Origin of the sequence: Zobellella maritima (assembly GCF_003075035.1) — a bacterium.
GTDB lineage: Bacteria > Pseudomonadota > Gammaproteobacteria > Enterobacterales > Aeromonadaceae > Oceanimonas > Oceanimonas maritima.
In genome coordinates this window covers 209076-231657 of the sequence record NZ_QCZE01000003.1, presented here as the reverse complement: position 1 = coordinate 231657, position 22582 = coordinate 209076, and the positions used below count along the sequence as shown (strand labels likewise).

The 22582-nt window shown below is 60.5% G+C and carries 20 protein-coding genes; all 20 read left to right on the top strand.

Annotated elements, in window-relative coordinates:
• Positions 1-168: 168 nt before the first annotated feature.
• The 20 genes from mraZ to rraB all read left to right on the top strand — a co-directional run bounded on the left by mraZ (position 169) and on the right by rraB (position 22573).
• A complete protein-coding gene (mraZ, locus tag DCS96_RS15070; protein WP_116475223.1) occupies positions 169-627 on the top strand; it encodes a division/cell wall cluster transcriptional repressor MraZ in 459 nt (152 codons plus the stop codon).
• Positions 628-1572, top strand: a complete 945-nt coding sequence (rsmH, locus tag DCS96_RS15065) for a 16S rRNA (cytosine(1402)-N(4))-methyltransferase RsmH (RefSeq protein ID WP_116475222.1) — start codon at positions 628-630, stop codon at positions 1570-1572. It abuts the gene before it with no gap.
• Entirely contained in the window at positions 1569-1883 is a 315-nt protein-coding gene (gene ftsL, locus DCS96_RS15060; protein ID WP_198650094.1) for a cell division protein FtsL, read from the top strand. The genes rsmH and ftsL overlap by 4 nt, the downstream gene beginning before the upstream one ends.
• Entirely contained in the window at positions 1880-3625 is a 1746-nt protein-coding gene (locus DCS96_RS15055; protein ID WP_116475221.1) for a penicillin-binding transpeptidase domain-containing protein, read from the top strand. The genes ftsL and DCS96_RS15055 overlap by 4 nt, the downstream gene beginning before the upstream one ends.
• Positions 3609-5081 (top strand): UDP-N-acetylmuramoyl-L-alanyl-D-glutamate--2,6-diaminopimelate ligase, encoded by a 1473-nt coding sequence (gene murE / locus DCS96_RS15050; protein WP_116475220.1) that lies wholly within the window; start codon positions 3609-3611, stop codon positions 5079-5081. Before DCS96_RS15055 ends, murE begins: the two co-directional genes overlap by 17 nt.
• A complete protein-coding gene (locus tag DCS96_RS15045) occupies positions 5078-6418 on the top strand; it encodes a UDP-N-acetylmuramoyl-tripeptide--D-alanyl-D-alanine ligase (protein ID WP_116475219.1) in 1341 nt (446 codons plus the stop codon). The genes murE and DCS96_RS15045 overlap by 4 nt, the downstream gene beginning before the upstream one ends.
• Positions 6412-7494, top strand: a complete 1083-nt coding sequence (gene mraY, locus DCS96_RS15040) for a phospho-N-acetylmuramoyl-pentapeptide-transferase (protein ID WP_116475218.1) — start codon at positions 6412-6414, stop codon at positions 7492-7494. Before DCS96_RS15045 ends, mraY begins: the two co-directional genes overlap by 7 nt.
• 3 nt (positions 7495-7497) lie before the next feature.
• On the top strand, positions 7498-8793 hold the full coding sequence (gene murD / locus DCS96_RS15035; RefSeq protein WP_116475217.1) for a UDP-N-acetylmuramoyl-L-alanine--D-glutamate ligase: 1296 nt from the start codon (positions 7498-7500) through the stop codon (positions 8791-8793).
• Positions 8790-9965, top strand: coding sequence for a cell division protein FtsW (gene ftsW, locus DCS96_RS15030; protein ID WP_116475216.1), 1176 nt, complete (start codon positions 8790-8792; stop codon positions 9963-9965). Before murD ends, ftsW begins: the two co-directional genes overlap by 4 nt.
• On the top strand, positions 9962-11053 hold the full coding sequence (murG, locus tag DCS96_RS15025) for an undecaprenyldiphospho-muramoylpentapeptide beta-N-acetylglucosaminyltransferase (RefSeq protein ID WP_116475215.1): 1092 nt from the start codon (positions 9962-9964) through the stop codon (positions 11051-11053). Before ftsW ends, murG begins: the two co-directional genes overlap by 4 nt.
• A complete protein-coding gene (murC, locus tag DCS96_RS15020; protein WP_116475214.1) occupies positions 11050-12516 on the top strand; it encodes a UDP-N-acetylmuramate--L-alanine ligase in 1467 nt (488 codons plus the stop codon). Before murG ends, murC begins: the two co-directional genes overlap by 4 nt.
• Positions 12513-13430 (top strand): D-alanine--D-alanine ligase, encoded by a 918-nt coding sequence (locus DCS96_RS15015; protein ID WP_116475213.1) that lies wholly within the window; start codon positions 12513-12515, stop codon positions 13428-13430. Before murC ends, DCS96_RS15015 begins: the two co-directional genes overlap by 4 nt.
• Before the next feature lies 1 nt (position 13431).
• Positions 13432-14205, top strand: coding sequence for a cell division protein FtsQ/DivIB (locus tag DCS96_RS15010; RefSeq protein WP_116475212.1), 774 nt, complete (start codon positions 13432-13434; stop codon positions 14203-14205).
• Positions 14165-15421, top strand: coding sequence for a cell division protein FtsA (gene ftsA, locus DCS96_RS15005; protein WP_116475211.1), 1257 nt, complete (start codon positions 14165-14167; stop codon positions 15419-15421). The genes DCS96_RS15010 and ftsA overlap by 41 nt, the downstream gene beginning before the upstream one ends.
• A 41-nt stretch (positions 15422-15462) precedes the next feature.
• Positions 15463-16602 carry a cell division protein FtsZ gene (gene ftsZ, locus DCS96_RS15000; protein WP_116475210.1) on the top strand — a complete coding sequence of 380 codons (1140 nt, stop codon included), beginning with the start codon at positions 15463-15465 and terminating at the stop codon, positions 16600-16602.
• 103 nt (positions 16603-16705) lie between these two features.
• Positions 16706-17629, top strand: coding sequence for a UDP-3-O-acyl-N-acetylglucosamine deacetylase (gene lpxC / locus DCS96_RS14995; protein ID WP_116475209.1), 924 nt, complete (start codon positions 16706-16708; stop codon positions 17627-17629).
• A gap of 67 nt (positions 17630-17696) precedes the next feature.
• Positions 17697-18548 carry a M23 family metallopeptidase gene (locus DCS96_RS14990; RefSeq protein ID WP_116475208.1) on the top strand — a complete coding sequence of 284 codons (852 nt, stop codon included), beginning with the start codon at positions 17697-17699 and terminating at the stop codon, positions 18546-18548.
• 55 nt (positions 18549-18603) lie between these two features.
• On the top strand, positions 18604-21348 hold the full coding sequence (gene secA / locus DCS96_RS14985) for a preprotein translocase subunit SecA (protein ID WP_116475207.1): 2745 nt from the start codon (positions 18604-18606) through the stop codon (positions 21346-21348).
• 120 nt (positions 21349-21468) lie between these two features.
• Entirely contained in the window at positions 21469-22188 is a 720-nt protein-coding gene (locus DCS96_RS14980) for a 1-acylglycerol-3-phosphate O-acyltransferase (protein WP_116475206.1), read from the top strand.
• Positions 22189-22228: 40 nt separating this feature from the next.
• Entirely contained in the window at positions 22229-22573 is a 345-nt protein-coding gene (gene rraB / locus DCS96_RS14975; RefSeq protein WP_116475205.1) for a ribonuclease E inhibitor RraB, read from the top strand.
• The last annotated feature ends 9 nt before the right edge of the window (positions 22574-22582 follow it).

The window sequence follows — 22582 nt, the reverse complement described above, 5'->3', positions numbered from 1 at the left end:
AAATTCATCCTATAGCACAGACAACGAATGACCTGTTTCAGGGTGCGGGTCGCACTTCCTCCGATATCAGTACTTCCCAGCTTGAAAAGCTTGAGTCCCCTCCTTACACTCTATCGTGGTGGGAAAAAGTGGCTTATTGTGGATTAAAGTAGATTCTAAGGATGCTTGATGCTTCGTGGTGCGCACGCCATCAGCCTGGATAGCAAAGGGCGCCTGGCGATACCGACACGCTTTCGGGACTGGTTGCGGGATGACTGCGACGGTCAGCTGGTATGCACCATAGATATCAATAACCCCTGTTTATTGCTGTATCCCCTGGTCGAATGGGAAGAAATAGAAAAGAAGTTGAAAGGGTTGTCGAGTATGAATCCGGCCGAGCGGCGTCTTCAGCGCCTGCTGTTGGGCTATGCCAGTGAGTGTGAACTGGATGCCCAGGGGCGGTTCCTGGTACCTGGACCCTTGCGGCAACATGCCGGACTCGAAAAAAAAATCATGCTGGTGGGACAATTGAACAAGTTCGAAATCTGGGGCGAGTCCCGCTGGCAACAACAAGTTAACGATGACCTGCTGGTCCTGCCTGAACAGGACTGGTCGGCATCAGAACGTTTGCGGGACTTTTCTTTATAAATGAATGATAAACAGGAACACATTACCGTTCTGCTGCATGAGGCGGTCGCCGGTCTTGCACTCAAGCCCGATGGTATCTATGTCGACGGCACTTTCGGACGGGGGGGGCATTCGCGGTTGATCCTCAGCCAGCTGGGCGCGGAGGGCCGGTTGTTTGCCATCGACCGGGACCCCCAGGCCATCGCCGCCGCTGAAGCCATCGATGATCCCCGCTTTCAAATTCTGCACGGTCCTTTTTCTCGCCTGGCCGAGATGATGGCAGAGCAGGGTATGACAGGGCGCATAGATGGCGTCCTGCTTGATCTGGGGGTCTCCTCACCCCAGCTGGACGAGGCGGAGCGCGGTTTCAGCTTTCAAAAGGACGGCCCGCTGGATATGCGCATGGATCCGAGCAGTGGTCAGAGTGCGGCCGAGTGGCTGGCCCGGGCCGAGGTGGATGATATCGCCTGGGTGCTGAAAACCTTCGGTGAAGAAAAATTTGCCAGGAAGATTGCCCGCGCCATCGTTCACGACAGGGTTCAGACTCCGTTTACCCGCACCCGGCAACTGGCCGAGATGATTGCCCGGGTCAACCCCAGTCGGGAAAAAAACAAGCATGCCGCCACCCGCAGCTTCCAGGCCATTCGCATCTATATCAACAGCGAGCTGGACGAAATCGAACAGGCGCTGGACGGTGCCCTCGAGGTGTTGGCCCCCGGGGGCAGGCTATCGGTGATCAGCTTCCATTCCCTGGAAGACCGGCTGGTTAAACGCTTTATCCGTAAACATGAAAAAGGACCTGAAGTACCTCACGGACTGCCGCTGACCGAGGCGCAGCTGGCCGGTGGTCGCCTGTTGAAGAGCATCGGCAAGGCACAGAAACCTTCCGAACAGGAGGTGGCGGCCAACGCCCGGGCCCGCAGCTCCGTGTTGCGGGTCGCCGAACGGTTGGCGGAGGCTGAATGATTGAGCGGCGGATAAATCTGACCAAGGAAATTGGCCTGGATTTATGGCGCCACAAATGGCGTATGCTGCTGGCCTTGCTCACCCTGGGTTCGGCGATGACGGTGATCCTGGTGACCCACAGCACCCGGCAACTAACCAGTGAATACAACGAATTGATGGCGGAGCAGGATCGCCTGGATATCGAGTGGCGAAACTTGCTGTTGGAGCAGAGCACCCTGATGGAGCACAGCCGGATAGAAGCCCTGGCCCGTAACAAGCTGGGCATGAGCCGACCGGCTCCCTCTGAGGAAAAGTTGGTTACCAAACGATGAGACGGCGCAAGACGCACAAGAAAGAACCCCTGCTGGTCGGCTGGCGCTTCGCCACCGTCTGCAGTGTGATTTTGCTCGCCTTCGTGGCCCTGTTTGCCCGGGCCGCCTGGATCCAGGTGGTGTCGCCGGACCGGCTGCGGCTGGAGGGTGACATGCGTTCCCTGCGCACCACGACCACCACCAGCACCCGTGGCATGATCCTGGATCGCAACGGTGAAGAGCTGGCTGTGTCTGTTCCGGTGCAGGCGGTGTGGGCCGATCCCAAGCAGGTTCATGGGGAAAACAGCCTGGCGAAAACCCGGGCCTGGCAAGCACTGGCAGACGTATTGGGCATACCCGCCGAGACCCTGCAGCAAAGGGTCGCGAATCCCAAGCGCCGTTTTGTCTACCTTCAGCGACAGGTCACCCCATCGGTCGCCGAATATATCCGCAAACTGAAGTTACCGGGCGTGCACCTGCGGCCCGAAGCCCGTCGTTTTTATCCGACCGGCGAAATTAACGCCCACCTGGTGGGCATGACCAACATCGATGGCAAAGGAATTGAGGGCATAGAGCGGGCCTACAACGAATGGCTGACTGCTCAGGCCGGCGAGCGTCGGGTGCGCAAGGATCGCATGGGACGGGTCATTGAGGATCTGGGGGTGGTATCGGAGGGCCGGGAAGCCAATAACATCCAGCTCACCATAGATCAGCGCCTGCAGGCGCTGGCCTATCGTTCCCTCAAGCGGGCATCGGAATTCCATCGGGCGACGTCCGCTTCCCTGGTGTTGCTGGACGTGAAAAACGGAGAGGTACTGGCGATGGTCAACACCCCTTCGTTTAACCCCAACAACCGGGGCCAGTATCAGAGCTTCCGCGCCCGCAACCGGGCAGTCACCGACACCTATGAGCCGGGCTCGACACTCAAGCCGCTGATTGTCGTCAGTGCGCTTGAAAACGACATTATCAAGGCGGACTCGATCGTCGATACCTCGCCGGGTTGGATGCGTCTGGGCGGCAAGCGGGTGTCGGATACCCGCAACCTGGGCAAGATCAGTGTCAAAACCGTTATCCAGCGTTCTTCGAACATGGGCATGGCACGCATGGCCCTGCAGGAAACCCCCGAGCAGTTGCTGGATACCCTGTACCGCTTCGGGCTGGGCATCGACTCCGGCATGGGGCTGGTGGGCGAAAGTACCGGCATGATCCCCCAACGCCGCCGCTGGTCCGACATAGAGCGGGCGACCCTGTCGTTTGGTTATGGTATTACCGTTACTCCGTTGCAGCTGGCTCAGGCCTATGCGGTACTGGCCAATGGTGGTGTGCGCTATCCGCTGACCATCGTCAAGCGCAGTCAGCCGCCGGTGGGCGAGCAGGCGGTGCCAAGGCAACATGCTGATGCGGTACTGCAGATGATGGAAAGCGTGATAGGCCCGGGGGGCACGGCCCGTAAGGCGGCGATCCCCGGTTACCGGGTGGCCGGCAAGACGGGTACGTCGCGCAAGGCCATTGCCGGTGGCTATGGCAGTGATTATGTCGGGGTATTTGGCGGTATGGCACCGGTGAGCGACCCACGGCTGGCGATGGTGGTGGTGATCAATGAACCCCAGGGCGAGCAATATTATGGGGGGGACGTGGCGGCCCCCGTGTTTGCCGAGGTCATGAGCGCGGCCCTGCAGCTGCTCAATATTCGCCCGGACGCCGCGACCGAAGAGCAGTTACAGTTGGCCGGACAGGAGGCGCGCAATGTCCCTCACACTTAGAGATCTTGCGGTGCCGCTCGGATTGTCGGCACCGGCGATCACCGTTTCTTCCTTGACGTTGGACAGCCGGGCAGTCACGCCTGGCTGCCTGTTTATCGCGATCAAGGGCCACTCGGTGGACGGTAGGCAGTTTATTTCCCAGGCCTTGGCGGCAGGGGCGGCGGCGGTCATCCATGAAGTGGACAGCCCGGAGCAGGCCGGCCTGGATCATCAGGATCACCGGTTGCTGGGGGTCTATCAGCTGCCCCGCCAGCTGTCGCTGTTGGCCGGTATCTTTTATGGCGATCCTTCATCGGAATTGCAGCTGGTGGGGGTGACCGGTACCAATGGCAAGAGCACCATCACCCAGTTGATTGCCAACTGGAGCAGTCTGCTGGGACGCAAGGCGGGAGTCATGGGCACCCTCGGCAACGGCCTGTTCGGTCAGCTGCAGGAGGCGGTCAATACCACAGGATCAGCCCTGGAAGTACAGCAACAGCTGGCCGCCCTGCATGCCCAGGGCGCCGGGCGGGTAGCGATGGAAGTGTCCTCTCACGGGCTGTGCCAGCACCGGGTGGCGGCGCTGGATTTTGATGTGGCTGTATTCACCAATCTGAGCCGTGATCACCTCGACTATCACGGAACCATGGCTGCTTACGGCGAAGCCAAGCGGCAGTTGTTCGAGCAGTGTCGGAAGACGCGTATCATCAATGCCGACGATAGCGTGGGTCGCCGCTGGCTCAGCCTGTATCCGGATGCCATCGGCTATAGCCTGCACGGTCGGGTAGGGGACTTTGCCGGCCCGCAGTTGGTGGCCGAAACCGTACATTTTTATAATGATGGGTTGAAAGTGACCATTAACTCCGACTGGGGGAATGGTGTATTATCCGCTCCTTTGCTGGGACGCTTCAACGTCGCCAACCTGTTGGCGGCGATGGCGGCCCTGTTGGCGCTGGGCGAGTCCCTTGATGCGCTGTTGGCTACGGCTCCGCAACTGAGCGCCGTGGCAGGGCGGATGGAGCGTTTTTATCGTCCGGGCAAGGCGCTGGTGGTCGTGGATTACGCCCATACCCCCGACGCCCTGGAGCAGGCCCTGCAGGCCTTGCGCCAGCACTGCCGGGGACAGCTCTGGTGTCTGGTCGGCTGTGGCGGTGACAGAGACAAAGGCAAACGACCCTTGATGGCCGCGGCGGCAGAGGCCGGCGCGGATCGGTTGATCTTGACCGATGACAACCCGCGTACTGAGCAGGCCGGGGCCATCCTGGCCGATATGGTCGCAGGCCTGACCAGGCCGGATGCGGCCATGCGGGTCCATGACAGAGCAGCGGCGATTGCCCTGGCGGTTGAACAGGCAACGCCCGATGACATTATTTTGGTGGCCGGCAAGGGCCATGAGGATTATCAGATAGTGGGTACACACAAGCATCATTACAGCGATCGTGAAACCGCGGCCCGGTTATTGGGGATAGCCCTATGATCAGCCTGCCTTTAAGCCTGTTGGCCCAGGCCAGTGGTGGCGAGTTGCGCGGTGCCGACGAGGCCATACTGGCGGTGACGACCGACAGCCGGCAGCCGCTGGCCAAGGGCTGCCTCTTCGTGGCGCTGATCGGCGAACGTTTCGATGGCCATGAATTCGCCGCCCAGGCCGTGAAACAGGGCGCTTGCGCCCTGTTGGTTGAACGTTGGTTGGAGCTGGAAGTACCCCAAATCAAGGTGGCAGACACCCGCCTGGCACTGGGCCTGCTCGGCGGTCTGGTGCGGGAGCGAAGCTCGGCCAGGTTTCTGGCCATTACCGGCAGCTGTGGCAAGACCACGGTCAAGGAAATGGCGGCGGCGATATTGCAGCAAAAAGGCAAGGTCATGGCGACTCGGGGCAATCTGAACAACGAGATCGGTGTTCCTCTGACCCTGTGCGAGCTGACAGCGGACACCGATTTTGCGGTGGTTGAGCTGGGCGCAAACCATATCGGCGAAATCGCCTGGACCAGCTCGCTGGTCAAGCCCCATGTAGCCTTGATTAACAATGTGGAGGCTTCTCACCTGGAGGGGTTCGGCTCGCTTGAGGGCATCGCCAAGGCCAAGAGCGAGATCTACGACGGCCTGGTGGCCGGCGGTGTGGCGATTGCCAATGGCGACAGCCCTTTCTATAACGGCTGGCGGGCCCAGTGGCCGTTGATCAGTTTTGGCGAGCGCCGGGAATACGAAGCCCGACAGGTCACCCTGGACAAGTCGGGCTGTGCCCACTTCCGCCTGCTGACCCCCCTGGGCGAGGTGGCGGTGCAGTTGCCGGTACCGGGCAGACATAATGTGGCCAATGCCCTGGCGGCGGCGGCGGCGACCCAGGCGCTGGGTGCCAGCCTGGAGGAGATAGCGACCGGACTTGGCGCGTTCAACTCAGCCAAGGGCCGCTTGCAGGTATGGACGCGACCCGGTCTGACGGTACTGGATGATACATATAACGCCAGCGTCGCTTCGGTATTGGCGGCGCTGGATACCCTGGCCAGCCTGCCCGGCTATCGGATCTTTGCCTTTGGCGATATGGCGGAGCTGGGCGGTTATAGCAAGGACATGCATATCAAGGTGGGCGAACATGCCAGAAAGCTGGGTATCGACCTGATACTGACCGTGGGTCAGGACAGCCGCCATACGGCGCAGGCAGCCCATGGACGGCATTTTGACAACAAACAGCAGCTGTGGCCGGTCCTGGCCGAGGCATTGGCACAGCACAATAAGGTGGTAGTTTTGGTGAAAGGTGCACGCAGTGCCCGGATGGAAGACGTGGTTCGGGCCATCCAGGAGGGGATATCATGCTAGTCTGGCTGGCCGAGTTACTGACTCCCCATTTCAGTTTTTTTAATGTGTTTTCCTATCTGACCTTCAGGGCCATCATTTCCATCCTGACCGCCCTGTTCGTTTCCCTGTGGATAGGCCCCCACCTGATCCGCCGGCTGCAGCGGCTGCAGATCGGCCAGGTGGTGCGCAATGACGGTCCCGAATCCCATTTCAGCAAGGCCGGTACTCCCACCATGGGCGGTTTGATGATCCTGATCGCCATTTTCGTTTCTGTGTTGCTGTGGGCCGATCTGTCCAACCCCTATGTGTGGGTGGTGCTGTTTGTGCTGGGAACCTTTGGTGCCATCGGCTTTGTCGACGATTACCGCAAGGTTGTGCGCAAGAATACCGATGGCCTGATTGCCCGCTGGAAATATTTCTGGCAGTCGGCCGCCGCCCTGGCTGCGGCCGTCTTTGTCTATGCGATCGCCCGGGAGCCAAGCCAGACCCAGCTGGTGGTGCCTTTCTTCAAGGATGTGATGCCCCAGCTGGGCTTGCTGTTTATCGTGCTCAGCTACTTCGTGATCGTCGGCTCCAGCAATGCGGTCAACCTGACCGACGGCCTCGACGGTCTGGCGATCATGCCAACCGTGATGGTGGCGGCTGGTTTTGCCCTGGTGGCCTGGGCTACCGGCAACGTCAATTTCGCCAGCTACCTGCATATTCCCTATGTGGCTCATGCCGGTGAGCTGACGGTGGTTTGTACCGCCATGGTCGGTGCGGGACTGGGCTTCCTCTGGTTCAATACCTTCCCGGCCCAGGTATTTATGGGCGATGTCGGCTCCCTGGCCCTGGGGGCAGCCTTGGGTGCCATCGCCGTGCTGGTCCGCCAGGAGTTTTTGCTGGTAGTGATGGGCGGTATCTTCGTGATCGAAACCCTGTCGGTGATCCTGCAGGTGGGCTCCTACAAGCTGCGTGGTCAGCGTATTTTCCGCATGGCTCCTATCCATCATCATTATGAACTGAAAGGCTGGCCTGAACCGCGGGTAATAGTGCGATTCTGGATTATTACCCTGATGCTGGTGCTGGTTGGCCTGGCTACCCTGAAGCTGAGGTAAAAGATGTTACCAGAGCGGATCCTGATTATTGGGCTTGGACAGACGGGACTTTCCTGTGTGCGCTATTGCCTGCGCCGGGGACGGCTGCCCCGGGTGATGGATACCCGTTTGCATCCTCCCGGCGAGGATCAGCTGCCCGCCGAGGTAAGCCGCTATTTCGGCGGCCTGGATGTAGAGCAGCTGCTGGCGTCCGAGCTGATCGTGGTCAGCCCGGGGGTGCCGCTGGCCACCCCCGAGTTGCAGCAGGCGTTGGCCGCCGGGATCGAGATCCTGGGTGACATAGAGTTGTTCGTGCGGGCCTGCCCGGCACCCGTGGTGGCCATTACCGGCTCCAATGGCAAGAGTACCGTCACTACCCTGGTGGGCGAGATGGCCAAGGCCGCGGGTGTCCGGGTGGGAGTGGGCGGCAACATCGGCACCCCGGCGCTGGATCTGCTGACCGAGCCGCTGGAACTGGCGGTACTCGAACTGTCCAGTTTCCAGCTGGAAACCACTCCCGGCTTGCGGGCGGTAGCGGCGACCGTGCTCAATATCAGTGAAGATCATCTGGATCGCTACGAGTCCCTGGCCCACTATCGGGATACCAAGCTGACCATCTACCGTCATGCCGGGCTGAAGCTCTATAACCGGGAAGACAGCCAGACCCTGCCTCCGGCGGGCGGTGGCGTCAGCTTCGGTCTGGATGAACGGGAATATGGCCGGCTCGAGCAGCAGGGCCGGCTGTGGCTAAGCCGGTTTGGCAAGCCGGTGCTGGCGGTGGACGAGCTCAGGATAGTGGGCAGCCATAACCAGCTCAATGCCCTGGCAGCCATGGCCTTGGCCGATGAGGTCGGCATTCCCGAAGCCGCCCAGCTAACAGTGTTGCGGGAGTTCAGCGGACTGCCCCACAGATGCCAGTTTGTGGCGGAGAAGCAGGGCGTGCGCTGGCTAAACGACTCCAAGGCCACCAATGTGGGCGCTACCCTGGCGGCCATCGCCGGGGTGGCCGAGAGCGTGACCGGCCGGCTATGGCTGATCGCCGGCGGCCAGGGCAAGGGCCAGGACTTCAGCCCGCTCACGCCGCTGCTGAAAGATCGCATCGCCGGTATGCTGTGCTTCGGCCAGGATAAGGACAGGCTGCTGGCCCTGGCGGACAATACCGTAGCGGTGGCAGGCCTGCCCGAGGCGGTTTCCTGGTGTGCGAGTCATGCCTTGCCCGGTGACTGGGTGCTGTTCGCTCCGGCCTGTGCCAGCCTGGATATGTATGCCAACTACATGGCTCGGGGCCAGCATTTCATCACCCTGGTGGAGGCCCTATGAAGCTTGTTCCCAGCCTGGATCTCGATTGGCTCCTGCAGCCGTCCCAGGGGCTGATCTATGATCGCCAGCTGGTGATCCTGGCGCTCTCGCTGATGGCCATCGGCCTGACCATGGTCGCTTCGGCCTCGATTGCCGAGGGTATCGCCCTGAATGATGACCCCTTCTATTTCGTCAAGCGACACAGCGCCTTCCTGTTGCTGTGCCTGGTGTTGAGCGGCCTGGTACTGCAGGTACCCATGTCCCGCTGGCAGCAATTCAGCGGCAGTTTTCTGATTTTGGCACTGCTGTTGCTGTTGCTGGTGCTGGTGGTGGGGCGTAATGTCAACGGCAGTACTCGTTGGCTGGCCCTCGGGCCCATCAATGTGCAGCCGGCGGAACTCGCCAAGCTGGCACTATTCACTTTCCTCGCCGGTTACCTGGTACGCCGGCAGGCGGAAGTGAGGGGCCATTGGAAAGGCTTCCTCAAGCCGTTGGCGGTGATGGCCGCCATGTCGGTGCTGCTGCTGATGCAACCGGATCTGGGGTCTGTGGTGGTGTTGTTCGTGACCACCATCGGGATGCTGTTTCTGGCCGGTGCCCGGCTCAGTCAGTTTATCAGCCTGATTGTGTTGGGCTGTTCACTGGTGGGCTTTCTGATCGTCAGTTCCCCTTACCGGATGCGTCGGGTGACCTCTTTCCTCAACCCCTGGGATGATCCCTTTGGCAGCGGCTATCAGCTGACCCAGTCGTTGATGGCTTTTGGCCGCGGGGGCTGGCTGGGGGAAGGCCTGGGTAATTCCATCCAAAAACTGGAATACCTGCCCGAAGCCCATACCGATTTTGTATTTGCCATCCTGGGCGAGGAGCTGGGCTTTATCGGCGTACTACTGGTGCTGGCGCTGCAGGCCTGGCTGGCCTTCAAGGCCCTGTTGATTGGACAGAAGGTGTTGCTCGGTGGTCGCCAGTATGAGGGTTACCTGGCGATGGGCATCGGCATCTGGTTCAGCTTCCAGACGGTAGTTAACGTAGGCGCGGCCTCCGGCCTGCTGCCCACCAAGGGCCTGACCCTGCCGCTGGTCAGTTACGGCGGCTCCAGCCTGTTGGTGATTGGAGCTGCGGTGGCAATCCTGGTACGTATCGACCATGAATGGCGGCGCGACAACATGCAGGCCAGACAGCGGGAGGCGACATGAGCGACAGCAAGACCCTGCTGGTGATGGCCGGTGGTACCGGCGGACACGTTTTTCCCGGCCTGGCGGTCGCCGACAGGCTCAGGGACGAGGGCTGGCAGGTGCACTGGTTGGGCACCGCGGACCGCATGGAGGCCCGGCTGGTACCTAGCCACGGTTATCCCCTGCATACCATCGCCATTGCCGGAATTCGTGGTAATGGCCTCAAACGGCTAGTGACTGCCCCCTTCCAGATCCTGAGGGCGCTGTTGCAGGCATGGGCCGTGCTGCGTGAAGTTAGACCCCAGGTGGTACTGGGCATGGGCGGTTTTGCCGCCGGTCCCGGCGGGGTGGCGGCCAGGCTGGCCGGTATTCCGCTGATCCTGCATGAACAGAATGCCGCCGCCGGGCTTACCAACCGCCTGCTGGCCCGTCTGGCCAAGCGGGTGTTGATGGCCTTCCCTGGTGCCTTCGCCGTCAGCGACAAGACCGCCGTAGTCGGCAATCCGGTACGTCCGGAGGTGCTGGCCCTGGCCGCCCCGGCCGCACGTATTGACCTTGCGCCCCAGCCGTTGCGGCTGTTGGTGGTGGGCGGCAGCCTGGGGGCCCGGGTGCTGAACGAGATGGTGCCGCAGGCGGTAGCCCGGGCCGGCAACATCCGGGTGCGTCACCAGACAGGAAAGGGCAATGGCGAGGCGGTGCGTATCGCCTACCGGGCACTGGGGCTGGAGGCCGATGTCAGCGAATTTATCGACGATATGGCCGGTGCCTATGGCCAGGCCGATCTGGTGGTGTGCCGGGCCGGTGCGCTGACGGTGTCTGAAGTCGCGGCGGCGGGCTTGGGCGCCATCTTCGTGCCCCTGCCTCATGCGGTGGATGATCACCAGACCAAGAATGCCCGCACCCTGGCCGATGCGGGGGCAGCCTGTCTGCTGCCTCAGAGGGAGCTGACCGTGGCCGGACTGGCCGAGCAGCTGCAGACCCTGGCCGGGGATCGTGCCCGCCTGCTGGCGATGGCCGAACAGGCCCGAAAACTGGCAATTACCGATGCAGCAGAGCGGGTGGCCGAGTGCCTGCGTGCGCAGCTAAAAATGAATGAGAGAATGGCATGACCAAGGTTGAACTGACAAAACTGAGAACCATGGTACCCGAGATGAGACGGGTGCGGCGGATCCACTTCATTGGTATCGGCGGCGCCGGTATGGGCGGCATCGCCGAGGTGCTGGCCAACGAAGGCTATGCCATTTCCGGATCCGATATCAGCCATAATGTGGTCACCGATCGGCTGGCCGCCCTGGGCGCGACCATCTACCTGGGCCATGCCGCCGAACAGGTTGAACAGGCCAGCGTGGTGGTGGTGTCCACCGCCATCCACCCCGACAACCCCGAACTGCTGGCGGCCCGGGAGCTGCGCATCCCTGTGGTGCGCCGGGCCGAAATGCTGGCCGAGCTGATGCGTTTTCGCCACGGGGTGGCGGTGGCCGGCACCCATGGCAAGACCACCACCACCAGCCTGGTGGCCAGCATCTATGGTGAGGCGGGCATGGATCCCACTTTCGTGATCGGTGGCCTGCTCAACAGCGCCGGTTGCAACGCCCGTCTGGGCTCAAGCCGCTACCTGATTGCCGAGGCGGATGAGAGCGATGCCTCCTTCCTGCATCTGCAGCCCATGGTGTCCATCGTCACCAATATCGAAGCGGATCATATGGATACCTATGGCGGTGACTTCAGCAAGCTGGAAGGCACCTTCATGGATTTTCTGCACAATCTGCCGTTTTACGGCCTGGCGGTGCTGTGCGTGGATGATCCCGTGGTGCGTGAGCTGTTGCCGAGAATTGGCCGTCAGTTTGTCAGCTACGGATTCGCCGAGGATGCGGATTACCGGATAGAAGATTTTATCCAGCAGCACGATCACAGTTGCTTCCGGGTTTGCCGTCCGGACGGCAGCAGCCTGGAGGTGCAGCTGAACCTGCCCGGCCGGCACAATGCCCAGAATGCGGCGGCGGCCATCGCCGTGGCCTGTGAGGACGGGGTGGCCGACCAGGCGATACTGGCGGCCCTGGCCAAGTTTGCCGGGGTAGGCCGTCGCTTTCAGCAATACGGTGAGTTCGACACGGGCAGGGGCAGAGTCAAGCTGGTGGATGATTACGGTCACCACCCCAGCGAAGTCCGGGCCACCCTGAATGCGGTGCGTGCCGGCTGGCCCGAGCGCCGCCTGGTGACTATCTATCAGCCCCACAGGTACACCCGCACCCGGGATCTGTACGAGGACTTTGTCGATGTGCTGTCAAAGACGGATGTGCTGATCCTGCTGGAAGTATACAGTGCCGGTGAGGCGCCGATCCCCGGCGCCGACAGCCGGGCCCTGTGCCGTACCATCCGCAGCCGTGGCCAGCTCGAGCCCGTCTATGTGGCAACGCCGGACGAGGTGCCTGCAGTCCTGGCCGAGCTGATGCAGGACGGAGATCTGGTACTGACCCAGGGGGCCGGCAATGTCGGCGGACTGGCACGCAAGTTGGGTGAGCTGCAATTGTCAGTGGCGGCCATGAAACAACCACAGGGGGAGCAGGTATGAGCCGGTTTGGCAAGGTTGCTGTGCTCTATGGCGGTCGCTCCGCCGAGCGGGAGGTGTCGTTGCGTTCCGGTGCGGCCGTGCTGGCCGGGTTGCAGCGAGCGGGTGTCGATGCCCATGGCGTCGACACCCGGGATTATCCGCTGGCCCGCCTTAAGGATGCGGGGTTTGATAGCGCCTTTATCGTGGTTCACGGCCGGGGTGGGGAAGACGGCACCCTGCAGGGAGCGCTGGAACATCTGGGGTTGGCCTACACCGGTTCCCGGGTGTTGGGGGCTGCGCTGGCGATGGACAAGATCCGCACCAAGCAGGTCTGGCGGAGCATGGGGTTGCCTACCGCCGAATTTCGGGTGGTGCATAAAAACTCCTTTACCCCGGATGACGCGGCCGCACTGCTGGCACAGTTCCGGGGGCCCATTTTCGTCAAGCCGTCCCATGAGGGTTCCAGCATCGGCATGACCAAGGCCACCGATGCCGACTCCCTGGCCCAAGCGATCATCGAGGCCTTCAGGTTTGACGATGAGGTGCTGCTCGAGCGGTTTATCCAGGGGGATGAATATACCGTCAGTATCCTGGGCGAACAGGCATTGCCGGCTATCCGCCTGCGCACCCCCCACGATTTTTATGATTACTCGGCCAAATACCAGTCCGGGGATACCGAATATCTGTGCCCCTGCGGCCTGAGTGAAGCGGAAGAAGCCGAACTGGGTGCCCTGAGTCTGAATGCCTTCCGGGCGGTGGCCGCCAGTGGTTGGGGGCGGGTCGATCTGATGCGCGATGCCGATGGTCAATGGTGGTTGCTGGAGGTGAATACGGTGCCGGGCATGACCGAAACCAGCCTGGTGCCCAAGGCGGCCAGGGTTGCCGGCCTGTCTTTTGAACAGCTGGTGGTCAAGGTGCTGGAGATGGCGTACTGATATGGGCGGCACCGTCACTCGGACTCGCCTGGGCTTTATTGCCGGCCTGACTCTGTTTGTGTCGGTGCTGGCAACCCTGGCGTGGGGCTTGTGGCAAATCGGACTGTGGATCACCTCTTCCAATCAGCTGCCGATGCATAGCCTGATCATCCAGGGTGAGCACGAATACCTGAGCCGGGAGCAGGTGCGGGAAGCCGTCCTTGCCCTGCCCCAGGTAGATAACTTCTTTACCCTGGAGGTGGATCAGGTCCAGCAACAGCTGTTGACTTTGCCCTGGGTGTCCCAGGTATCGGTGCGCAAGCAATGGCCCGACAAGCTGCGGGTCTATATCGTCGAGCAGGACGTGGCCGCCTTCTGGAATGAAGGGGCCCTGCTCAACCGCCAGGGAGACATTTTTGAGGCGGATTATCGTGGCCTGGAGCTGGCCCTGGTGTCCCTGTCGGGGCCCGATGAAGAGTCCGGCAAGGTATTAACGGAATATTATGGCTTGCAGCAGCTGCTGCAGCCCTATGGTTACGACATAACCCATGTACATCTGACTCCCAGGCTCTCCTGGGAGCTGGCGTTGTCCAACGGGGTCAGGTTAATCCTGGGACGGGAACATATAGAAACCCGTCTGCAGCGATTTATTGATGTCTACCCGGGTATCCTGGAGCGTGAGCGGATCGACTACCTGGATCTGCGTTACGATACGGGCCTGGCGGTAGGATGGAAGCGGGACGAAGAGACAGACAATGACAAAAAACGCGGAACGCAATCTAATCGTCGGGCTTGATATAGGCACGGCCAAGGTCACGGCTCTGGTGGGCGAAGTGCTGCCGGACGGCGACCTCAATATCATCGGCCTGGGCAGCCATGCGGCCAAGGGCATGGACAAGGGGGGCGTTAACGATCTCGAGTCGGTGGTCAAGTCACTGAAGCGGGCGGTGGATGAGGCCGAGATGATGGCCGACTGCCAGATTACCTCTGTCTATCTGGGGCTCTCGGGCAAGCATATCGAATGTCGCAACGAAAGCGGCATGGTGCCCATTTCCGATGAGGATGTGACCCAGGAGGATGTGGACAATGTGATCCATACCGCCAAGTCGGTGCGCCTGTCCGATGAACACAGGGTGCTGCATGTGCTGCCCCAGGAGTTCTCCATCGACTTTCAGGAGGGCATCAAGAACCCGATTGGGCTGTCCGGGGTGCGCATGCATGCCAAGGTCCACCTGATCACCTGCCATAACGATATGGCGCGCAATATTGAAAAATGCGTAGAACGTCTGGGGCTGCGGGTCGATCAGCTGATATTCAGCGCGCTGGCCTCCAGCTATGCGGTGCTGACCGACGATGAAAAGGAATTGGGTGTCTGTGTCGTCGATATCGGTGGCGGCACCATGGACATGGCGGTATTTACCGGGGGGGCCCTGCGCCATACCAAGGTGATCCCCTATGCGGGCAGCACAGTGACCAGCGACATCGCCTATGCCTTTGGTACGCCGCCACTGGACGCCGAGGCGATCAAGGTGCGCCATGGCAGCGCCTTCAGCCGGAAGGTAAGCAAGGAGGATACCATAGAGGTACCGAGCGTCGGTGGTCGTCCGGCCCGGAGCCTGCAGCGGCAGACCCTGGCGGAGGTGATCGAGCCCAGATATAGCGAACTGCTGGGGATGATCAATCAGGAGCTGACCAAGGTACAGAGCGATCTGAAAAAAATGGGGGTCAAGCATCAGCTGGCCGCCGGCCTGGTGTTGACCGGTGGTGCGGCCCAGATTGAAGGACTGGTGGAGTGTGCCGAACAGCTGTTCCAGTGCCAGGTACGTATCGGCCAGCCCTCGGGGGTTAAAGGGCTATCGGATTATGTGGAAACGCCAGTCTATTCGACGGCTGTCGGCTTGCTGCAATACGGCAAGGAGCACCAGTCCATGCCTCAATTGGAATACAACAACAAAACCAGCGTATCCGGCCTGCTGAAGCGGGTGGGCAACTGGTTGCGTGGCGAATTTTAATCTTGGCAGGAACCAACCAAGAGCAAAGCGGAGAGAGACTTATGTTTGAACTGATGAATGATCATGAGCAGGAAGCCGTCATCAAGGTAGTGGGTGTCGGTGGCGGCGGCGGTAATGCCGTGGAACATATGGTGCGGGAAAACCTCGAAGGGGTAGAGTTTCTGGCCATCAATACCGATGCCCAGGCCTTGCGTAACTCCAGCGCCAATACCACCCTGCAGGTGGGCAGCGCCATTACCAAGGGCCTGGGAGCAGGCGCCAACCCGGAAGTCGGTCGCGATGCGGCGCTGGAAGACAGGGACGCCATCCGCGACCTGCTGGAAGGGGCCGACATGGTGTTTATTGCCGCCGGTATGGGCGGTGGCACTGGTACCGGGGCGGCGCCCGTAGTGGCGGAAGTGGCCAAGGAACTGGGCATACTGACGGTGGCGGTGGTCACCAAACCGTTCGCCTTCGAGGGCAAGAAACGCTTGAGCTATGCCCAGCAGGGGATCAACGAGCTGGCCAAGCATGTCGACTCGCTGATCACCATCCCCAACGACAAGTTGCTGAAGGTGCTGGGGCGGGGCATTTCCCTGCTGGACGCCTTCAAGGCGGCCAACAATGTGCTGCTGGGCGCGGTACAGGGTATCGCCGAGCTGATCACCCGTCCGGGCTTGATCAACGTCGACTTTGCCGATGTGCGTACCGTGATGCGGGAAATGGGTACCGCCATGATGGGTACCGGTTCCGCCACCGGTGAAGACAGGGCCGAGGAAGCCGCCGAAAAAGCCATTTCCAGTCCGCTGCTGGAAGATGTGGATCTGGCCGGTGCCCGCGGCATACTGGTTAACATTACCGCCGGCCTGGATATGACCATCGAAGAGTTTGAAACCGTGGGCAACGCGGTCAAGGCCTTCGCGTCCGAAAATGCCACCGTGGTGGTGGGTACGGTTCTGGATCCGGAAATCTCCGACGAGCTGCGGGTTACCGTGGTGGCGACCGGCATCGGTGCCGAGCGCAAGCCCGATATAACCCTGGTCAAGTCCAGCCCGGCCCGGGATGACAACGGCATGCGTCGCCTGGAAACCCAGCGGGAAGAGCAGGTTGGCAAGGTGGCGGTGAATTCAGATGCGACCCAGGTCAAGCCCGATCTGGATTATCTGGATATACCGGCATTTCTGCGCAAACAGGCCGACTGAGAGGCTGAAAAGGCGCTCAATTGGCGTAGGTCAAAGGTTGTGCTAACATGTCCGACCATATTAATTGGTGCGGACTTAGGCCCTATTGTTGGCGGACAAGCGTATGATTAGACAACGAACCCTGAAGAATACCGTGCAGGCAACCGGAATCGGCCTGCACTCCGGTCACAAGGTGCAAATGACATTTGTGCCCGCCCCGGCCAACACAGGAATAGTGTTTCGTCGCACCGATCTGGATCCCCAGGTGGAGATCCGTGCCGATGCCGACCTGGTCAGAGATACCATGCTCTGTACCGCCCTGGTCAATGAGCAGGGCGTTCGGGTGTCGACCATCGAACACCTGTCGGCGGCATTGGCCGGCCTGGGCATCGATAACCTCTATATTGAGGTGGATGCCCCCGAGGTGCCGGTGATGGACGGCAGTTCGCATCCCTTTATCTACCTGCTGCAGTCCGGCGGCATCCGCGAGCTGAATGCCCTGAAGCAGTTTATTCGCATCAAGCAACCGGTACGCGTCGAGGATGGGGACAAATGGGCCGAGTTCCGGCCCGCCCGCCGTGGCTTCAAGCTGGATCTGACCATCGATTTCAAGCATCCGGTATTCGAAGGCAAGAGCCAGCAGCTGGTACTGGATTTTTCCGGCGCCGCCTTCGTCAAGGAACTGAGCCGGGCCCGTACCTTTGGCTTTATGCGGGATATCGAATACCTGCACTCCCAGAACCTGGCCTTGGGCGGCAGCCTGGAAAACGCCGTGGTGCTCGATGACTACCGGGTACTGAACGATGATGGCCTGCGTTATCCAAACGAGTTCGTCAAACACAAGATGCTGGATGCCATCGGTGATCTTTACATGTGCAACCACAGTATCCTGGGCGAGTTCCGAGCCTACAAGACGGGTCATGCCCTCAACAACAGCCTGTTACGAGCCCTGCTTGCCAATCAGGAAGCCTGGGAGCTGGTGACCTTCGGCGAAGCCGGGGCCGAATCGCCAATCCGTTACTACGATACGGCGCTTAACCTGGCCTGAATTTAATCCACCCACGCCGGCCTTCTCTCCGCGCCGGCGTTCCTTTTGGTTTTTCCAGAATACGCCCATGACAGCCAGTGTTTTCCCCCCGGCCCAGGCCATGTTCCTGCGTCCCCTCGGCGCCCTCTGTATTGCCCTGCTGGTGGCCATTTCACTGGCCTTGTATTGCTACAGTCAGTGGCAGGCCGTTCAGGACAACAATGCCCGCCTGGTACAACAGCTGGAACAACAGCGGCGCGGCCAGCAGCAACAACTGTCCCGCATCGGCAGACGGCTGGGACAGCTGCAGGCCGAACTGGGTCAGGTGGCCAGCCTGAGCCAGCGGCTGCAGCAGGATTATGCCCTGGGGGATGAACTGGCAACCGGCAAAATCTTTGACAGTGGCCTGCTGCAGCGCTCCTTCAGTGGTTTTGCCGAACTGAATATGGCTCTGAATCTGCTGGCGAGCCAGGCCAGGGAGCAGGGGCGGGCGCTGTCCACCCTTGAATCTCTACTGCTGAATCTCCATATAAACGAAATTACCCAGGTGCATGGCCACCCGGTGCCCACCGGTCAGGGCCGGCTGAGTTCCACTTTCGGCAACCGGAGGGATCCCTTTACCGGTCAGGGCCGATGGCACAGCGGAATTGATTTTTCAGGTGAGCTGGGCACCCCCATCGCGGCGACCGGCGCCGGGATCGTCAGCCTGGTGACCGAACACCCGGCCTATGGCCGCATGATAGAACTGAACCACGGGCAGGGCTGGACCACCCGTTATGCGCACCTGGACAAACAGCTGGTCAGCGTCGGTGACAAGGTGGAAAATGGACAGCTGATAGCCCTGATGGGCCGCACCGGCCGGACGACCGGCGTGCATCTGCATTATGAAGTGTTAAAAGGGAACAAGCGGCTGGATCCGGCGCGCTTCTTGCCCCAGTAAATTTTCGACCCCGCTCACGGCGGGGGGTATTTTCCAACATCCTAATTGGCCAAGCATGATTACCAAATTATTCACCAAGATAATCGGTAGCCGTAATGACAGAACGCTCAAGCGGTTGCGTAAAGTAGTAAATGAAATCAATGCCATGGAGCCCAAGTTCGAGGCCCTGTCCGACGCCGAGCTGCAGGCCAAGACGGCCGAGTTCCGCAACCGGCTGGAGCAGGGCGAAACCCTGGAGGCTCTGTTGCCGGAGGCCTTTGCCACCGTACGCGAGGCTTCCAAGCGGGTGTTCGAGATGCGCCACTTCGATGTACAGCTGCTCGGTGGCATGGTGTTACACAACAACCAGATAGCAGAGATGAAAACCGGTGAGGGTAAGACCCTGACCGCGACCCTGCCGGTCTACCTCAATGCCCTGACCGGCCGTGGCGTGCATGTGGTGACGGTCAACGACTATCTGGCTCGCCGCGATGCGGAGACCAACCGGCCGCTGTTCGAGTTTCTCGGCCTGAGCGTGGGCTGCAACCTGCCAGGCATGGGTCCCCAGGAAAAGAAGGCCGCCTATGCCGCCGATATCACCTATGGTACCAACAACGAGTTCGGCTTCGATTATCTGCGCGACAATATGGCCTTCTCGCCGGAGCAGCGGGTTCAGCGTCCGCTCTACTATGCGCTGGTGGATGAAGTCGACTCCGTGTTGATCGATGAAGCCAGAACTCCCCTGATTATCTCGGGGCCGGCGGAAGACAGCTCGGAGCTGTATACCCGCATGAATACCTTGATCCCCAAGCTGGTCAAACAGGACAAGGAAGACTCCGAAGAATACCAGGGGGATGGTCATTACACGGTCGACGAAAAGAACAAGCAGGCACTGCTGACCGAAAACGGCCAGATCTTCGTGGAAGAAGAGCTCAAGCGCATGGGCCTGTTGAACGAGGACGACTCCCTGTTCTCCGCCAGTAATATCATACTGCTGGCCCACGTCAACGCCGGGCTGCGTGCCCATACCCTGTTCGAGCGCAATGTGGATTACATAGTGCAGAACAACGAGGTGGTGATCGTCGATGAGCATACCGGCCGCACCATGCCGGGGCGTCGCTGGTCCGAAGGCCTGCATCAGGCAGTGGAAGCCAAGGAGGGGGTCAAGATTCAGAATGAAAACCAGACCCTGGCCTCGATCACCTTCCAGAACTTTTTCCGCCTGTATGACAAGCTGGCCGGCATGACGGGGACCGCCGATACCGAAGCCTTCGAATTCCAGCATATTTATGGCCTTGATACCGTGGTGGTGCCGACCAACAGGCCCATGATCCGCAAGGACATGGGCGACCTGGTATACCTGACCGCCGCCGAGAAATATCAGGCCATCGTGGCCGACATCAAGGATTGTGTCGAGCGGGGTCAGCCGGCACTGGTGGGTACCGTATCTATCGAAAACTCCGAGCTGCTGTCGCGCATTCTCGAGCAGGAAGGCATCAAGCACCGAGTGCTGAATGCCAAGTTCCACGCCCAGGAGGCGGAAATCATCGCCCAGGCGGGCCAGGCAGGTACCGTGACCATCGCCACCAATATGGCCGGGCGGGGGACCGATATCGTGCTGGGGGGCAACTGGCTGGCGGAGATAGAGGCGCTGGACAACCCGAGCAGCGAACAGATTGCCGCCATCAAGGCCGACTGGCAGCAGCGCCACGAGGCGGTGATCAAGGCCGGCGGCCTGCATATCATAGGTACCGAGCGCCATGAATCCCGCCGCATCGACAACCAGTTGCGCGGTCGGGCAGGCCGTCAGGGCGATCCGGGTTCCAGTCGTTTCTACCTGTCGATGGAAGATGCGTTGATGCGGATCTTCGCCTCCGATCGGGTCACCGGCATGATGAAAAAACTGGGCATGGAAGAAGGCGAGGCCATCGAGCATCCCTGGGTGACCCGTGCCATCGAAAACGCCCAGCGTAAGGTGGAAACCCGCAACTTCGATATCCGTAAGAACCTGCTGGAATTTGACGATGTGGCCAATGACCAGCGTAAGGTGGTGTACGAGCAGCGTAATGAGCTGCTGGACACCGGCGATATTAAGGAAACCATCGAAGTGATCCGGGAAGACGTGTTCAATGGTGTCATCGATGAATACATTCCGCCCCAGTCACTGGAAGAGATGTGGGATGTGCCCGCCCTGGAGCAACGGCTTAAGGCCGACTTTGCCCTTGAGCTACCGCTCGGCGAGTGGCTGTCGGCCGATGAGCGCATGCACGAGGAGAAGCTGCGGGAGAAAATCCTAGAGGAAGCGGCCGCCGCTTATCGACAGAAAGAGGCTGTGGTCGGTGCCGAGGTGCTGCGGCAGTTCGAGACCTCGGTGATGCTGCAGACCCTGGACGGCCTGTGGAAAGAACACTTGGCGGCAATGGACCACCTGCGCCAGGGCATTCACCTGCGTGGCTATGCCCAGAAGAATCCCAAGCAGGAATACAAGCGCGAGTCGTTCGAGCTGTTCACCGGCATGCTCGACAGTCTCAAGCGGGAGGTGGTCAGCATCCTTAGTCGGGTCAAGGTGCAGAGCCAGGAAGAAGTGGAAGCCGCCGAGGCCCAGCGTCGCGAGGCGGCTGAACGTATCCCGCAAAGCTTCAGCCATGCCCAGGCCGAGAATCAGTTGGCGAATGAGCCCGCTGTGGCAGGCGCCTCTTCAGCCAGCGCCTCTGCAGCCGGGGATACCTTCGTACGTGACGGCGCCAAGGTGGGGCGCAATGATCCCTGCCCCTGCGGCTCCGGCAAGAAATACAAGCAGTGCCATGGCCGGTTAAGCTAAGCCCTTGAGATCCCCGGCCCAGGCCGGGGATTGTCCCTGCTTATCTGACCACTGGGGCTACACTTGTTCACCCAAAATCCCGCCAGTATACTGCCGTCTCCCAAACCCTGAGGATCCTTCATGTTAAAGCTGCTTAGGCTGTTGCTGCTTGGCCTGGCCATGGTCGTGGTATTTGTATTGGGCACCCTGCTTTGTCTGCTGCGGCCCCGTCACCCCAACAATGTTCACCTGCTGGGCCGGCTGTTTCATCTGGCCTGTCCATTGATCGGCCTGAAGGTCCGCATCCGCGTCGCCGAACAGGCCAGGGGGCTGCATTCGGCCGTCTTTATCGCCAACCACCAGAGCAACTGGGATATAGTTACCCTACCGGGGGTAGTGATGCCGCGCACCGTGGCCATCGGCAAGAACAGCCTGTTCTGGATCCCGCTGTTCGGCCAGCTGTTCTGGCTCAGCGGCAACCTGCTGATCAACCGGGAAAACAAGGCCAAGGCGGCGAGCACCATCGGTAAGGTGGTAGACAAGATCCGCCATCGCAACATGTCTATCTGGATGTTTCCGGAAGGTACCCGCAGCCAGGGCAAGGGCCTGCTGCCGTTCAAAACGGGGGCCTTTCACATTGCCCTGCAGGCCGGGGTGCCGATTGTACCCATCGCCTGCTCCAGCTATTTCGGGCAGGTCGATCTCAATCGCTGGGATAATGGCGAACTGATCATAGAGGTGATGCCGCCGATCCATATAGAGGACTATAAAAGCACCCAGATCCGCGAGCTGCTGAAGCACAGCCGGCAGCTGATCGCCGAGCGTATTGCGGTGCTGGACACAGAAGCGCGTCGGCCCTAAGCTTGGCAATCATTTTACCGTAGACGGCCCAGGAGCCCTTATGAGCGAGCCCATCGACTGGCAGCAAGAGACCCGTGACATTATCGAATCCCTGCTGGAAGACGGCAGTAACCCGGATGCGGAATACACGATCGAGCATCACTTTTCCGGCGCCGATTTCAACCGGCTGGAAAAGGCTGCGGTGGACTGCTTCAAGGCCGGTTTCGAGGTGACGGATGCGGAAGAGCTGACCCTGGAGCGGGGCCAGACCCTGCTCTGCTTCGATGCCGTCGGCGACGCCCCCCTGACCGAAGATGCCATCGGCGCACAGATCCGGTTATTGCTGCCGATCGCCGCCAAGTACGGTATCGAATACGATGGCTGGGGCACCTACTTCGAGGAGTAACGCCCCTGG

Excerpts from the sequence above, each read along its gene's own strand:
- mraZ (WP_116475223.1), top strand. The coding sequence starts at position 169 with ATGCTTCGTGGTGCGCACGCCATCAGCCTGGATAGCAAAGGGCGCCTG.
- rsmH (WP_116475222.1), top strand. The coding sequence starts at position 628 with ATGAATGATAAACAGGAACACATTACCGTTCTGCTGCATGAGGCGGTC.
- ftsL (WP_198650094.1), top strand. The coding sequence starts at position 1,569 with ATGATTGAGCGGCGGATAAATCTGACCAAGGAAATTGGCCTGGATTTA.
- DCS96_RS15055 (WP_116475221.1), top strand. The coding sequence starts at position 1,880 with ATGAGACGGCGCAAGACGCACAAGAAAGAACCCCTGCTGGTCGGCTGG.
- murE (WP_116475220.1), top strand. The coding sequence starts at position 3,609 with ATGTCCCTCACACTTAGAGATCTTGCGGTGCCGCTCGGATTGTCGGCA.
- DCS96_RS15045 (WP_116475219.1), top strand. The coding sequence starts at position 5,078 with ATGATCAGCCTGCCTTTAAGCCTGTTGGCCCAGGCCAGTGGTGGCGAG.
- mraY (WP_116475218.1), top strand. The coding sequence starts at position 6,412 with ATGCTAGTCTGGCTGGCCGAGTTACTGACTCCCCATTTCAGTTTTTTT.
- murD (WP_116475217.1), top strand. The coding sequence starts at position 7,498 with ATGTTACCAGAGCGGATCCTGATTATTGGGCTTGGACAGACGGGACTT.
- ftsW (WP_116475216.1), top strand. The coding sequence starts at position 8,790 with ATGAAGCTTGTTCCCAGCCTGGATCTCGATTGGCTCCTGCAGCCGTCC.
- murG (WP_116475215.1), top strand. The coding sequence starts at position 9,962 with ATGAGCGACAGCAAGACCCTGCTGGTGATGGCCGGTGGTACCGGCGGA.
- murC (WP_116475214.1), top strand. The coding sequence starts at position 11,050 with ATGACCAAGGTTGAACTGACAAAACTGAGAACCATGGTACCCGAGATG.
- DCS96_RS15015 (WP_116475213.1), top strand. The coding sequence starts at position 12,513 with ATGAGCCGGTTTGGCAAGGTTGCTGTGCTCTATGGCGGTCGCTCCGCC.
- DCS96_RS15010 (WP_116475212.1), top strand. The coding sequence starts at position 13,432 with ATGGGCGGCACCGTCACTCGGACTCGCCTGGGCTTTATTGCCGGCCTG.
- ftsA (WP_116475211.1), top strand. The coding sequence starts at position 14,165 with ATGACAAAAAACGCGGAACGCAATCTAATCGTCGGGCTTGATATAGGC.
- ftsZ (WP_116475210.1), top strand. The coding sequence starts at position 15,463 with ATGTTTGAACTGATGAATGATCATGAGCAGGAAGCCGTCATCAAGGTA.
- lpxC (WP_116475209.1), top strand. The coding sequence starts at position 16,706 with ATGATTAGACAACGAACCCTGAAGAATACCGTGCAGGCAACCGGAATC.
- DCS96_RS14990 (WP_116475208.1), top strand. The coding sequence starts at position 17,697 with ATGACAGCCAGTGTTTTCCCCCCGGCCCAGGCCATGTTCCTGCGTCCC.
- secA (WP_116475207.1), top strand. The coding sequence starts at position 18,604 with ATGATTACCAAATTATTCACCAAGATAATCGGTAGCCGTAATGACAGA.
- DCS96_RS14980 (WP_116475206.1), top strand. The coding sequence starts at position 21,469 with ATGTTAAAGCTGCTTAGGCTGTTGCTGCTTGGCCTGGCCATGGTCGTG.
- rraB (WP_116475205.1), top strand. The coding sequence starts at position 22,229 with ATGAGCGAGCCCATCGACTGGCAGCAAGAGACCCGTGACATTATCGAA.